This window comes from Acinetobacter sp. TY1, assembly GCF_048551395.1.
In the GTDB taxonomy this organism is placed as follows: domain Bacteria; phylum Pseudomonadota; class Gammaproteobacteria; order Pseudomonadales; family Moraxellaceae; genus Acinetobacter.
In genome coordinates this window covers 1-13,043 of the sequence record NZ_JBLYZK010000022.1, presented here as the reverse complement: position 1 = coordinate 13,043, position 13,043 = coordinate 1, and the positions used below count along the sequence as shown (strand labels likewise).

15 protein-coding genes are annotated in these 13,043 nt (G+C 35.5%); 6 read left to right on the top strand and 9 right to left on the bottom strand.

Translation table 11 applies throughout. The annotated features are described in order from the left end of the window. Positions 1–130 precede the first annotated feature (130 nt). Positions 131–946 carry a hypothetical protein gene (locus ACK2M2_RS12105; RefSeq protein WP_419348794.1) on the bottom strand — a complete coding sequence of 272 codons (816 nt, stop codon included), beginning with the start codon at positions 944–946 and terminating at the stop codon, positions 131–133. A gap of 170 nt (positions 947–1,116) precedes the next feature. On the opposite strand from ACK2M2_RS12105, the gene metG reads away from it, so the two are divergent. Continuing rightward, complete coding sequence (gene metG, locus ACK2M2_RS12100) at positions 1,117–3,189, top strand: methionine--tRNA ligase (RefSeq protein WP_409511182.1); 2,073 nt, start codon at positions 1,117–1,119, stop codon at positions 3,187–3,189. A 74-nt stretch (positions 3,190–3,263) separates the two neighbouring features. Here metG and ACK2M2_RS12095 read toward each other — a convergent pair whose 3' ends face one another. After that, entirely contained in the window at positions 3,264–3,770 is a 507-nt protein-coding gene (locus ACK2M2_RS12095) for a hypothetical protein (protein WP_419348791.1), read from the bottom strand. A 559-nt stretch (positions 3,771–4,329) separates the two neighbouring features. After that, entirely contained in the window at positions 4,330–4,953 is a 624-nt protein-coding gene (locus ACK2M2_RS12090) for a LysE family translocator (protein WP_419348788.1), read from the bottom strand. A 248-nt stretch (positions 4,954–5,201) separates the two neighbouring features. Between ACK2M2_RS12090 and ACK2M2_RS12085 the strand changes: the two genes are divergently transcribed. Next, positions 5,202–5,654, top strand: a complete 453-nt coding sequence (locus ACK2M2_RS12085) for a DIP1984 family protein (RefSeq protein ID WP_419348785.1) — start codon at positions 5,202–5,204, stop codon at positions 5,652–5,654. A 73-nt stretch (positions 5,655–5,727) separates the two neighbouring features. Here ACK2M2_RS12085 and ACK2M2_RS12080 read toward each other — a convergent pair whose 3' ends face one another. Continuing rightward, on the bottom strand, positions 5,728–5,916 hold the full coding sequence (locus tag ACK2M2_RS12080) for an NF038215 family lipoprotein (RefSeq protein WP_419348782.1): 189 nt from the start codon (positions 5,914–5,916) through the stop codon (positions 5,728–5,730). Positions 5,917–6,047: 131 nt separating this feature from the next. After that, positions 6,048–6,647 carry a D-Ala-D-Ala carboxypeptidase family metallohydrolase gene (locus ACK2M2_RS12075; RefSeq protein WP_419348780.1) on the bottom strand — a complete coding sequence of 200 codons (600 nt, stop codon included), beginning with the start codon at positions 6,645–6,647 and terminating at the stop codon, positions 6,048–6,050. Positions 6,648–7,097: 450 nt separating this feature from the next. Here ACK2M2_RS12075 and ACK2M2_RS12070 point away from each other — a divergent pair, with 450 nt between their 5' ends. Further along, complete coding sequence (locus ACK2M2_RS12070; protein WP_419348863.1) at positions 7,098–7,985, top strand: 1-aminocyclopropane-1-carboxylate deaminase/D-cysteine desulfhydrase; 888 nt, start codon at positions 7,098–7,100, stop codon at positions 7,983–7,985. Positions 7,986–8,096: 111 nt separating this feature from the next. Then, a complete protein-coding gene (locus tag ACK2M2_RS12065) occupies positions 8,097–9,296 on the top strand; it encodes an NAD(P)/FAD-dependent oxidoreductase (RefSeq protein ID WP_409511176.1) in 1,200 nt (399 codons plus the stop codon). Positions 9,297–9,390: 94 nt separating this feature from the next. On the opposite strand, the gene ACK2M2_RS12060 is transcribed toward ACK2M2_RS12065, so the two are convergent. Together ACK2M2_RS12060 and ACK2M2_RS12055 are read right to left on the bottom strand one after the other, a co-directional pair. Beyond that, the gene (locus ACK2M2_RS12060) at positions 9,391–9,549 is read right to left on the bottom strand and encodes a hypothetical protein (protein ID WP_409511175.1); all 159 of its coding nucleotides are present in this window, start codon (positions 9,547–9,549) and stop codon (positions 9,391–9,393) included. Between the two features lie 110 nt (positions 9,550–9,659). Continuing rightward, positions 9,660–9,845 carry a hypothetical protein gene (locus tag ACK2M2_RS12055; protein WP_409511174.1) on the bottom strand — a complete coding sequence of 62 codons (186 nt, stop codon included), beginning with the start codon at positions 9,843–9,845 and terminating at the stop codon, positions 9,660–9,662. Positions 9,846–10,160: 315 nt separating this feature from the next. On the opposite strand from ACK2M2_RS12055, the gene ACK2M2_RS12050 reads away from it, so the two are divergent. Continuing rightward, complete coding sequence (locus ACK2M2_RS12050) at positions 10,161–10,583, top strand: hypothetical protein (protein WP_409511173.1); 423 nt, start codon at positions 10,161–10,163, stop codon at positions 10,581–10,583. A 131-nt stretch (positions 10,584–10,714) separates the two neighbouring features. Here ACK2M2_RS12050 and ACK2M2_RS12045 read toward each other — a convergent pair whose 3' ends face one another. Continuing rightward, entirely contained in the window at positions 10,715–11,476 is a 762-nt protein-coding gene (locus ACK2M2_RS12045) for a ferredoxin--NADP reductase (protein WP_419348775.1), read from the bottom strand. 84 nt (positions 11,477–11,560) lie between these two features. On the opposite strand from ACK2M2_RS12045, the gene gigC reads away from it, so the two are divergent. Continuing rightward, positions 11,561–12,442, top strand: coding sequence for a LysR family transcriptional regulator GigC (gigC, locus tag ACK2M2_RS12040; protein ID WP_409511171.1), 882 nt, complete (start codon positions 11,561–11,563; stop codon positions 12,440–12,442). 56 nt (positions 12,443–12,498) lie between these two features. Here the strand turns inward: gigC and ACK2M2_RS12035 are convergent, their stop codons facing one another. Further along, on the bottom strand, positions 12,499–12,957 hold the full coding sequence (locus ACK2M2_RS12035; RefSeq protein ID WP_419348771.1) for a hypothetical protein: 459 nt from the start codon (positions 12,955–12,957) through the stop codon (positions 12,499–12,501). Positions 12,958–13,043 lie beyond the last annotated feature (86 nt).

Here is a 13,043-nt window from a genome sequence, read left to right as displayed (position 1 = left end):
CTAATCTTGGCTTTAGCATCTAATTTTGAATTGTATTTTATTTGAATGCTGTGTGAAATTTAGGTGAAGTTTTATGCCAAACCACACCTATCATTTCCATACATTTATTATCTATTTTGACCAATATACTTTACGAACGAACATTCCCCATAAAGCTCACTGTACCAAACAACCAAATAAACAACACAAAACAACGACCTTGGGTAAAACAATTCAGTTCAGAACCATGCAAAATATTATGACGTGTTGCACTCACAGTCGAGCTACTATCCATTTTATAAGCGGGTAATTCTGAAAAGTACGGATTTAATTCATGAGCAATTTTAGCCTTATGCCATAAACTCTTAATTTCATGCCCTTTTAAGCCAGGAACAATTTTATACACATCAATAAATTTACTGTCTTGTTGTTTTAAATAGCCATGTTGAACCAGTACAGCCGTAAGTAATCCTTCCAAAAGCGCATAAAGCACAGGAACACAACCCACATAAAATTCAGATTGATAAAGTTTAAAACTTTGCACCAAAACCGTTTTAAATTGTTCTTTTTGCTCACCTATTTCCAATGTATCAAAGGCTTTGAGCATTTCAGACTGGAAGAATGTGCCATTCACAACATCCAATAAATCAAAAGTTTTAACATCATCTACATCATTGATTAATTTCCAAAAATGTAACAAGTTCAAGGCATCATTGGCAAATTTTGTACCAATTGGCTGTTCTAAATTTTCTGCAATTACATTGAAATACGATTCATCGACAGCAAGGTTCTGCAATGTTTTGATTAAAAATGAATGCTCATCTTCTGAAATATCTTCAAGATAATTTTCAGCCTGTTTGAGAATGTTATTTTCTAACTGCTGTTTGGCTTTCAAATTTTGGGGAATCCGTGTTACTTCACGATCAAAATCATCATGGTCAATGTCATTAAAATCATGATTAATCATCTATAGGCACTCAAATCGGACGGCATCAAAGCGACATTATCGCTATTCTTTGGCAAACAATATACAGAAACATTATTTTGAAAACATTTCACCGATTCTATTGTGCATCTTCACAGCAATTACGTTAAAATCGATGACCTTATATAAAATACGAATGAGAGCGTCTATCCGTGCGTAATATTTTAGTGACTAATGCCCTTCCATACGCAAATGGCCCAATTCATATGGGACATTTACTCGGTTACATCCAAGCAGATATTTGGGTTCGTGCCATGCGTGCAATGGGACATGACGTGACTTATGTCTGCGCAGATGATGCTCACGGCACTGCAATTATGCTTCGTGCAGAAGCAAATGGTATTAGCCCTGAAGCGCAAATTGCGAATGTGCAAAAAGAACACATCCGTGATTTTGATGGCTTTAATGTCATTTTTGATCATTATGATTCAACGCATAGCGACGAAAATAAAAACCGTTCTTCAGAAATTTATATCAAAAACCGTGATGCAGGCAATATTGCCATTCGCCCTGTTACACAGCTTTTTGACCCTGAAAAAAGCATGTTCTTGTCTGATCGTTTTATCAAAGGCACATGCCCAAAATGTAAAGCTGAAGATCAGTATGGAGACTCATGCGAAGTTTGCGGTACAACCTATAATGCAACAGAATTACTCAACCCTCGCTCAACTTTGAGCGGTGCGACACCTGTTGAAAAATCATCTGATCATTATTTCTTTAAATTGCCAAACTTTGCAGAATATTTGCAAAAATGGACACGTGATGAAGGTCGTTTACCTGTTTCAATCGCAAACAAACTTGATGAATGGTTTGAAAATGGTTTGAACGATTGGGATATTTCTCGTGATGCACCATATTTCGGTTTTGAAATTCCTGATGCGCCAAATAAATATTTCTACGTTTGGGTCGATGCGCCAATTGGTTATATGTCGAGTTTTGAAAACTACATCAAAACTAAACGTCCTGAACTCAGCTTTGACGAGTATTGGAAAAAAGATTCTAAAAATGAGGTGTATCACTTCATTGGAAAAGACATCGTTTATTTCCACGCATTGTTCTGGCCTGCAATGCTTGAAGGTGCGAATTATCGTACGCCATCAGGTCTATTCGTCAATGGTTTCTTAACTGTGAATGGTCAGAAGATGTCAAAATCTCGTGGTACATTCATTAAAGCAGAAACCTATTTAGAGCATTTAAATCCTGAATATTTACGTTATTACTTTGCCTCGAAACTATCTGATAAAGTTGAGGATTCTGACTTGAATCTGGATGATTTTGTACAAAAAGTGAATTCAGACTTAGTCGGTAAAGTCGTGAATATTGCAAGCCGTTGTGCAAAATTCATTAACACCAAGTTTGATAATAAATTATCAACAACCTGTACAGAGCCTGAACTGGTTCAAAGCTTTATTGATGCAGGCGATTCGATTGCCAAATCTTATGAAGCTCGTGAGTTTTCTGCTGCAATTCGTGAAATCATGGCACTTGCAGACAAAGCTAACCAATATATTGATGAGAAAAAGCCGTGGGCTTTGGCGAAAATTGAAGGCGAAGAACAACAAGTTCATGATGTATGTTCTGTCGGCATTAATTTGTTCCGCCAATTGGCAATTTATCTTGCACCTGTATTGCCAACACTTGCAAGCCAAGTTCAAGACTTCTTGAAAATGGACAACTTCAACTTTGCATCAGGCAAAACTATTTTAGTTGATCATGAAATTGCGCAGTTCCAACCACTTATGCAACGTGTAGACCCGAAAGCTGTTGCCTCTATGGTTGATGCTTCTAAGGACTCTTTAGCTGCTGCGGCTGAACCTGTAAAAGTTGAAAAGAAAAAAGAAAAGAAAGCCGTTGAGAAAAAACCTGAACCTAAAGTCGGTGAAGCAGCTCTTAACACAAGCACCATCGGCATCGAAGATTTTATGAAAATTGACCTTCGTGTTGCAGAAGTTTTAGATGCAAGCACTGTTGAAGGTTCTGACAAACTTCTTCAATTGACTTTGAATGTTGGTGAAGCTGAACCACGTAACGTATTTAGCGGTATCCGTGAGTTTTACCAACCTGAAGACCTTAAAGGCAAATTGGTGGTGATGGTGGCAAACCTTGCACCTCGTAAAATGCGTTTTGGTATTTCAAACGGTATGGTTCTAGCTGCGGGCAATGGCGAAGGTGTTTGGGTGATTTCACCTGAATCTGGTGCTAAAGCGGGCGATAAGGTTTCTTAAGGTTTAATACTTTAAGATGAAAGCCTCTACTGATGTAGGGGCTTTTTATCACTTAAATCTATAATCACACTATTTTAATTATCTTGCTGCACTATTTTTCCATTTTCTTTAACTACATGACCATCATAAATATAAATCATTTTATGCTGTGCCACTGCTCTTTCTTGGGCTTCACTTTCCGGCGCCCCGATAAAATCAGGCATTTTGACAACAATTTGACTCGTTGTTGTACTCACGTTGATTAGATCAGAACAAGAACCAAAAGCGGGTGAAACACTAACTTTCTTTGTCGGAGCAATTTTTACGAAATACAAAGTGATTGGGCAACCACGTCCTCCTACGTCTTCCACAAGAAGCACATCATCGCCTTTCAACTGATAAATCCCCTCAACATCTAAACTATTGTTACCTTCTATCACAGGATTAACTAGTTTATTATTAAAATATAATGCACCACCTAGATATTCATTAGATTCTTTGATTTGAAACTGACCATAGCGTGTTTCATATATTTCTTCATTTGCATATGCTTGGCATACACCCCCATACATTAAACTTAAAAATAAAGCTTTATAAATCATTATTCGTGCTCTTTAATTCGTGTTGATTAAAATATTATATGCTCTGTTACGATTAGTCCTTTTATTGGGACATTTTGTGTTACCCTCACATTCCATGCATCGACCATTCTACGAAATCCACAATATTTTTTACAAGGTTTAATCACTCCTTCGATTGTTGTTCCCATGATTGGTACACTTATTTGAATTCCCCATTAGGTTATGTATTTGGCTTTTTTCTTCCGTAATCACCCAATTCTTATTTGAGCATTTCTATAAAGCCAAAATAGTTCCAACAACTTTTTGAAAAGCATTTTTCTACGGCTGTATCCGCAATTTGATGTGGGCACTCTTTATTTTTATTGTTATTATGATCATGGGAAATAGTTTCAAGAACTTTCTTTACATTGAATTAATTATAATAGTTGTTCCTTCAACAGTTATTTGTACACAACTTGAATAGAAAAATAAATACTGAAATAATTCCTTATTTAAATGCTACTCCTAAAACTAATTACTAAATTTTTCAAAAATGGGCAAACCATTGTAGTTCCAACAGGAACTAACGTATTAATGTTTATCACTTCATCCCAAAAATTAACTTTAATCCAAGTAAAGTCATTACCCCACCAGCAATACGGTCAAATACTTTCTTAAATTTTAAATACACACGGCGTGGCTTTTCCGCAGATAAAGCAACGGCAACAAGTGAATACCAACCTGCATCAATAAAAAAACACAACATCGGCAAAACCACATAAAAATAACTTGGAATTTCTTTTGGTAATAGTGCAGTAAAAATACTCGCCAAAACAATCGCAATTTTAGGATTACTGAGCTGAGTAATAAAACCTAAACGATATGCTTGAGCATAACTCATCACCTGAGCCTGACTATCTGCCTGCTCCATCGGTTCATTGGCATGTTTAATAATCTTATAGGCAAGCCAAAGTAAATATAGACCACCACAAATTTTTAAAACCAAATAGGCTGAAGGGACTGCCAATAAAATAGCCTGCAAGCCCATTACAGCAAGTAAGCCAAAAAAAGCTGCACCTGTACCTGTACCTAAAGCAGTAAACAAACCATGACGGCGTGAAATCGCAATCGAGTTTTTAGCTACATAAATAAACGTTGGACCTGGACTGATTGCACCGAGCATCAGCGCAAAAGCAATAGAACCCAATATAACTAATGATTCCAAGTGGCCAACCTTATCATTGAATAAATTTGCGTAATTTTACTGCAAAAATGAACTAAAAATTAAATTCTCTAAATAAAAAAATGAAATATTTAACCCCTAAAAAACCGTTAATTCATATTGCATGTAAGATACTGATTTTAACATATATTATTTACTTTATTTTATAATTTAAAAAGCTTAAACTAGTGCACATAATTAACAAATACTTAAAAATAAGTTCAATGAATTTAAAGAATACTTTTAAAAATATGACAATTGCTGAAGCACTTTTACTTCGTATTGATCTTATTACAAAGCGAGATGCTTTACAGCAACGTATAAATAACAACTTATTAATCAAAGCGGGTGCTAAACTCAGTGTGGCACCACAAAGTTTAATTCGTGAAGCATTTGCAGTAAATAAAGAAATTTACGAATTGACCCATCGTATTAATGCGACCAATGCCGCTACAAAAACGATTCATAATCGTAAAATATTAAATGTACTTGCAGATCGACAAGCATTGAAACATCAACAAATGATTCTTCAGCAAGCAATTGATAAGGTGAATGAAGACTACCATTTATATAAACAAGATCCTTCATGGATTCATACTATTTCTATGAATGACTTACAGAAACATTATGATGAGATCACAACTCAATTACATCAGTATAATTTAGAAATTCAGGCATCAAATTGGAAAATTGATTTAATTTAAGCCATTCAAATATGCAATAGCTCAGGATAGATCTGGCAATTTATCATTCAATCTATCCGCTTAAATTAAATCGTTATTTATTTTCAATATTCAGTTCAGTATTGAAATCACCCACATTAAGTCGATAATCTTTTTCATATACAGGCATACCTGCAATATGAATTGAACGAACCTCAGTCTTTGTCGGTGTTGGTGCTTTTTGGTCACATCCTGCCAACATACATATGACGAATACACTCAAACCTATCGATAATTTTTTCATCACAGATTCCCATTCATTATTTTTATTCTTTACAGCATAGCACTCCTGCTTAAAAAATCAGCTCATCATTCAATTGTTATTGTAATAATCTATTTTCAATATTTTATGTTTTGCATCTTAAAATGAATAACTTAATTTACAGATTCTTTTAAACACGGCGAACTTTTTGACTTAAAGTCTTTACCCCATGTTCGATAGCCTTGAGTATCAATATGAAAACGATTATTTCCATACATACCTAAACCCATCTTCAATTTTTTACCTTCAGCTTGCCAAAATTGACATAAGGCTTTGACCAATAATTTACGATCTTGCTCATGTGTTTCTTTCGGATCAAGTACATGAAAATCGACTGCATAATGATAAACGAGCTTACTTTGCTTAGCCCCATTCACACAGGTATTGAGCGATGGACTACGATACATTGCTGTAATGGTGTAACGTTCAAAATATGCATCACGATACAATTGATCGAGTAGTTTTAAACTCCCAATAATATTATTCCAATACGCTTTCGGTGGAATAGCAAAACGCTCTGATTCACATGCTTTCACCATGACATTACGATTGGTCATAATTTCAAGCTTTGTTGGTGGTTGTGTTAAATATTGGCGTATAAATTGAAAATAATCATCTACAAGTTTAGGATCTTGCTCGGCTTTCCAATGATTAAACTTTTCTTTTAACTCATTTTTATTTTCTGATTTCTCCTGAGTTGGATCTTTTTTCATATCACAACCCATAATAAATAATGTACTCAACAAACTGACTATAAAAATAATTGTTTTTATTACACTCACTTGGGTTCTCTTTTATTTAGATTTGTTAAATCAGATAGATATATCAAAAAATGCTTTTATTTTAATCGTCATCATTCACTTTAACTTATCTGATCTTTAAGTAACTCTCTAAAGTTTAAATTTAAAAATGAATGATATAAATAGTAAGGGTTTTGATCAAAAAAATGTCCGTTAAATATGTGAATCGGCTTTCAAACCAATCTCATGCGAAAGCATCATCAAACGGAAGAGTAAATTTGGGAAAATTCGCTCGAAACAACTACCATTCTGAAAATACAGCATCACACTAAATAATGTCTTTTTATCAATTATAAGAATGTCGTTGTAAAACTTATTACATATACAATGTACTCAACTTTATAAGGAATTGTCTATATGTCTATGTTTGATCGTATTGCCCAAACTGTGTCTTATCAAACATTGACCTTAGATTCACCTGTTCAAATTACCATTAAACGACTCGATCAAATTCATCCACACATTTCGGGCAATAAATTTTTTAAACTGAAACACAACCTACTTGAAGCACAAAAACAAGCTGCAAAAAAAATCATTACCTTTGGTGGCGCATATTCCAATCATATTGCAGCGGCAGCTTATGCAGCACATCTGTTTGGTTTTGAGAGTATAGGTATTATTAGGGGTGAAGAGTTAGCAGATAAACCTTTAAATCATACCCTATCTAAAGCGCAACATTTTGGCATGCAACTGCAATTTTTTTCACGAGAAAAATATCGTCAAAAAGATACAGAAGCATTTTTACAACAACTCAAAAAAGAACATCCTGATGCCTACATCGTACCTGAAGGCGGTAGTAATGCGCTTGCCATTTTAGGCTGTCAGGAAATATTAACCGATGATGATCGTAAAAATTATGATGTGATCTGCTGTGCCGTCGGTACAGGTGGAACAATTTTAGGACTCATTGAAGCAAGTTCGACTCATCAAAAAATTTTAGGCTTTTCAGCACTTAAAGGTGAATTTTTACAAAAAGAAATTGCTCTTAAAACGACTAAATCTAATTGGAAAATTACAGATGATTATTGTTTTGGAGGCTATGCCAAAACCACTGTTGAATTATTTACGTTTATACAAAATTTTGAACAACAATATCAAATTCCTTTAGAGCAGATCTATACAGGCAAAATGCTATTTGGACTTTTGAATTTAATCGAAAATAATCATTTTGCGAAAAATACTCGAATATTGGTGATTCATTCAGGTGGTTTACAGGGACGAAAAATGCCCTTTTCTGATTCAAATCAATGATGTAACAGCTAGAAATTTTTTGTCAAATCTGCAACTAAAAAGATACGCAAGAAATCGAAAGCAATATTGTCTATAATGCTGTGCTTTCTTCTCCCCCCTCTTGAGTGTGTCATGTCTTCCAACCTCTATGATGTTATTGTTCTCGGCGCTGGTGCTTCAGGTTTAATGCTTGCTGCCAAAGCTGCTGCCCGTGGGCGTAAAGTTTTAGTAGTTGAAAAAGCAAATAAAATTGGTAAAAAAATTCTCATGTCAGGCGGTGGTAAATGTAACTTTACCAATCTTTATGTTGAGCCTGAAAACTTCATTTCACATAATCCACATTTCGTTATTTCGGCACTCAGCCGTTATACCAATTGGGATTTTATCGGCATGGTTTGTGAATATGGCATCGAGTACGAAGAGCGGAAACATGGGCAATTATTCACACTCAATGGTGCGAAAGAAATTTTAGCCATGTTATTGAATGAATGTGAAAAAACAAAATCTGTCGATATTAAAACCAGTTGCGAAGTCAAAGCGGTTTCAACTGTTGATGGTAAAAATTTTCAAGTAGCCACAAATCAAGGTTATTTTGAAGCTGAATCGGTAGTTGTTGCATCAGGCGGTTTATCTATTCCAACACTTGGTGGTTCTGCTATTGGTTATGACATTGCCAAACAATTTGGACATTCCATTCACGCCACTCGTGCAGGATTAGTGCCGTTTACTTTTTCCGATCAATTCAAAGAAGTCACAACAAGACTCAGTGGTAATGCAGTAGAAGCAACTTTATCAAATGAACTCAATAGCTTTACTGAAGCCTTATTGTTTACCCATCGTGGTTTGAGTGGTCCAAGTTCATTACAGCTTTCAAATTATTGGAATGTTGGGCAAAGTTTTAACATTAACTTTTTACCTGCTGTAGAACTGTTTGAATTATTTAAAGTAAAAAAACAAAGCCATCCTAAAGTACTTTTGCGTACATTATTGGCTGAACATTTACCAAAAAGTGTGGTGCTTGAATTACAGACTTTAATTTGGGCTGAATGGGCTGAAACAGCAATAGGGCAACTCAGCGATGAAAAGCTTGAAAGCATTGCCAATAAATTACATCAATTTGAAGTTAAGCCTTCTGGTACTGAAGGTTACCGTACTGCAGAAGTGACTTTAGGCGGTGTCGATACCACTGAAGTTTCATCGAAGACCATGGAAAGTAAAAAACAAAAAGGTTTATTTTTCATTGGTGAAATTTTGGATGTTTCAGGACATTTAGGGGGCTTTAATTTCCAATGGGCTTGGGCTTCTGCACATGCAGCATCTGAATATGTATAAGTAAAATACCTTACAAAAAATTAAGCAGTTTGAATTGTCATTAATTCAAACTGCTTTTTTGTGACATCTAAATCAATATCATCCAATATAGAACTTATTCCAAATAATCCATTTGAAATAACTGCGCTTGAGATGTATGGGCACGTGCAATAGCTTGATCCATTGGATCTTGCGGTGCAATGCTCTGAATACGTTTTTCCAATTGGCTTAATTTTGCCAAAACAATCTTTTTAAAAATAGTGATAAATTTCATAGAAGTTCCTTCTTCTTCAGACCCAATCAATTACATTATCAATTAATATTTTATATATTAATAATTTAAATCTAATTTATTTCACATCAAAAGTCTATAACGATTAAAAATTATTCATCTTTTTGGTCATTTTTTTTAACTTGAGATCTGTCCGTGGAATCTTGTTTTTTCTGTATATCAGCACGAGATGTATCTTTATTGGCAAAAACAAATTTATAAGCACTTGCCAAAAAACCTACCGTAATTCCCGCAATAATAATAGGTGCAACGAATTTATTCGGCTTTTTATCGGTCATTGATTTTCTCCTTCATTTTTTATCAAATAGATACAAGTTCATTCAAAATACTATGCATATTTTTAAATAATATAAAGGTCATTGTGTACTCATTTATATTTTAATGAACAGGTGAATTCGGGTCATTTTTTTCCGATGAAGCGAATACTCCAAGACTATTTATTAAGCTTATGTTTTACAATCACATTCCAAAAATAGAATAATATTCATCCAATCTTAAAACAACTCAAATAAAAAAGTAAATTAGGGGATTTAGCATGTTCAGTTTGAAAGTGGGCTATACTATGTTCCCGCTCAATTTTTGGCAATTCAGGTATGACCTATCTTAGGCAAAGTGTCTCGCTTGATCTAGACACAGATGTCACTGCACAGTGTTTTTTACATACAACGCGTGATGAAAATTTGATTGGTATCGTTGAATTTAAGAAACCGAGTTATATTCTAAAATGGGGTGACTTAGAGTTTTTTCGTCGTCGTACTGAAGAATTGTCTGTTATGCCATTGCCTGATTGTATCAACGCGATGATTATTGATATTCGAGATGTCGCTGCCTTTTTGGATAATGAAGTTCCTATTATTCCATGGCGCTTAATTGAGGAAGATTGTCCAATTCGTTTAGTCGTTCCACAAGATCGCCTAGAACATTATTCAGGCATTTTTGAGCCAACATGGTTAAGCTGCGACCAAGCAACAGCGATTCAAGAATTACGTGAAATGATGGATATGTTTGTCCATTAAAGCTTAATTTAAAAATAAAAATATGGGGTATAGAAAAATCCTCAACTCTGAGGATTTTATGTTTAGAGCATCAATATTTTGAATCACACATCTGAGTTTTTCATTGATCTAACACTTACCCTGATCCAACATTACCAATAATTTTCGACTGCAATATTACCTTCACCACGACGGTTCATAGTCAAACCACGCGCTTTAAGTGCATCTTTGGTATCATCAACCATTTGTGGATTGCCACAGAGCATGACATGCGTAGTCGCAGGATTAAAAGCCAAACCTGCCTCTTTTTCTAATTCGCCATTTGCAATCAACACTGGTAAACGATCATGTAATATCGCATTTGGGTCACGTGTAATAATTGGAATAAATTTAAAACCCTGATGCCCTTCGCCAAAAGTTTCGGCAATCTCTTGAATTCGCGCTACATATGCCAACTCAGCTTCAGTACGTACACTATATACAAGATTGATATGCTGATACTTCGTCCATGTCTCAAAATCTTGTAGCATCGAAATAAATGGGGCTAAACCAGTTCCTGTCGCAAGTAACCATAAATCTTGTGGCAAAGGCAATTGGTAACGCGCTAACGTTAAAAATCCATAAGGAATTTTTTCCAAATACAGCTCATCGCCTACTTTTAAATGTTGCAAATTTGAGGTGAAAGCACCATCGGGTACGACAATTGAGAAAAATTCGAGCGTTTCATCAAAGGGTGATGACACCACTGAATATGCCCGAACCACCAATTCATCACCTACTTTTAAACCAATACGAGCGAACTGACCTGCGGTAAATTTAAAATGAGCAGGTCTAGTCATGGTGAAACTAAATAAAGTATTGGTCCAACGATGTACAGATAAAACCGTTTCTAAGCTAAATTTATCAATTGACATGATTTCTACGTGGCGTGAGTGATACAGCTCATGTTAGCATGACAGGCTAAATGATGAATAATTTTAAATGTTAAGGCGATCTCCATGCGTATGACTTTACGCCAATTGGCTGTGTTTGTAGCCGTGGCTCAAGAAGGTACCGTCACCAAGGCAAGTGATGCTGTTCGTCTAACCCAAAGTGCAGCAAGTATGGCATTGGCAGACCTCGAAGATGGTTTGGGTGCTCCACTCTTTGATCGCCTTGGAAAACGCTTACAACTCAATGATCTTGGTCGTTTTTTACTGCCACAAGCATTGGAAATTTTAGGTCGTTGTGATGCTTTTGAACAAGCAGCTAAAGGTGAACTGCAAAGTATTGATTTACGCATTGGCGCAACACTGACCATTAGTGATTATCTGATGCCTGATTTAATGGCTAATTTTTTGCAAATGCAACCAAAAGCACACTTGCAACTACAAGTGGGCAATACCCGCCAGATGATTGAAGCAGTCAATCAATTTCAGCTCGATTTAGCCCTCATTGAAGGCTCGTGCCATTTACCACAACTACAGTGTATCCATTGGCGTGATGATGAGTTAGCCGTGTGCTGTGCACCTGATCATCCTTTAGCACAATTAAACCGTCTTTTAAAACCTCAAGATTTTCAACAAGCGGAATGGATTTTACGTGAAGAAGGTTCAGGTACACGAGAAGTGTTTGATACTGCTATTTTAAAAGATTTGGAAAATGCCAATATTCGCCTCACACTTGGACACAATGAAGCTATTTTAAAAATTGTTGCTGGTGGCTTAGGCATATCATGTATTTCGAAACTTGCGATTGAACCCTTACTTGAAAAAAATCAATTGGTAATTCTCGATACGCCTTTTTGGCAATTAGCGCGCCCATTGTTCATGCTTGTACATCGTCAAAAATATCAAGGACCAGGTCTGAAAGCCTTTATGCAATTCTGTGACTTAAGATAATTTTTCTTGAATTCTCAATATCAAATTAAAAAACGCCATCTTAATGGCGTTTTTTATTAATTTTGATTGCTACCTTCATCAATGATCTGACTACGCTTTATTAAATCACTTGTGACACGAACATCAGCGGCGGGTCTTTCTTTCTGTTCCGACTTCTGTAATGCTTGTTCATTTTTTTCTAGTGAAGGCGCAATCACTTTTGCTGTCATTTGCCTTGTTTCAGTCTGATTAGAAGTTGTTTCATTCAATGCTTCACGTGACTTTTGTGAAAAATAAACTTGTTTTACATGTCCAACAGCTTTGCGCTGTTCAATCACGATATCATTTTGTTGTTGTGTATATAAATCTAGTTTAAAGCTTTGCTCAGCCTGATAATCCTGAAATATATTCCAAGTATAATAACCTCCCGCCAATGTGCCCATGAACAAAATGCTTAGCCATGCAAATACTTTAGTTGCTTTAGAACGATTTTGTTGTACAGGATCATGCCAAGATTGTACTTTCAATGAGGGCATTTTAAAAGATGAACCGTACCGGGTTTGTCGGAGACTTTTTTATTTAAGTTAGGCCACCTGACCTAACGGGTTAATCTTATCATAGT

What these genes read in the sequence shown, in the direction of transcription:
- ACK2M2_RS12035 (WP_419348771.1), bottom strand. Translation starts at nt 12,957, where the DNA reads ATGCCCTCATTGAAAGTACAATCTTGGCATGATCCTGTACAACAAAAT.
- ACK2M2_RS12050 (WP_409511173.1), top strand. Translation starts at nt 10,161, where the DNA reads ATGACCTATCTTAGGCAAAGTGTCTCGCTTGATCTAGACACAGATGTC.
- ACK2M2_RS12045 (WP_419348775.1), bottom strand. Translation starts at nt 11,476, where the DNA reads ATGTCAATTGATAAATTTAGCTTAGAAACGGTTTTATCTGTACATCGT.
- ACK2M2_RS12070 (WP_419348863.1), top strand. Translation starts at nt 7,098, where the DNA reads ATGTTTGATCGTATTGCCCAAACTGTGTCTTATCAAACATTGACCTTA.
- ACK2M2_RS12105 (WP_419348794.1), bottom strand. Translation starts at nt 946, where the DNA reads ATGATTAATCATGATTTTAATGACATTGACCATGATGATTTTGATCGT.
- ACK2M2_RS12085 (WP_419348785.1), top strand. Translation starts at nt 5,202, where the DNA reads ATGACAATTGCTGAAGCACTTTTACTTCGTATTGATCTTATTACAAAG.
- ACK2M2_RS12065 (WP_409511176.1), top strand. Translation starts at nt 8,097, where the DNA reads ATGTCTTCCAACCTCTATGATGTTATTGTTCTCGGCGCTGGTGCTTCA.
- ACK2M2_RS12055 (WP_409511174.1), bottom strand. Translation starts at nt 9,845, where the DNA reads ATGACCGATAAAAAGCCGAATAAATTCGTTGCACCTATTATTATTGCG.
- gigC (WP_409511171.1), top strand. Translation starts at nt 11,561, where the DNA reads ATGCGTATGACTTTACGCCAATTGGCTGTGTTTGTAGCCGTGGCTCAA.
- ACK2M2_RS12075 (WP_419348780.1), bottom strand. Translation starts at nt 6,647, where the DNA reads ATGAAAAAAGATCCAACTCAGGAGAAATCAGAAAATAAAAATGAGTTA.
- ACK2M2_RS12060 (WP_409511175.1), bottom strand. Translation starts at nt 9,549, where the DNA reads ATGAAATTTATCACTATTTTTAAAAAGATTGTTTTGGCAAAATTAAGC.
- ACK2M2_RS12095 (WP_419348791.1), bottom strand. Translation starts at nt 3,770, where the DNA reads ATGATTTATAAAGCTTTATTTTTAAGTTTAATGTATGGGGGTGTATGC.
- ACK2M2_RS12080 (WP_419348782.1), bottom strand. Translation starts at nt 5,916, where the DNA reads ATGAAAAAATTATCGATAGGTTTGAGTGTATTCGTCATATGTATGTTG.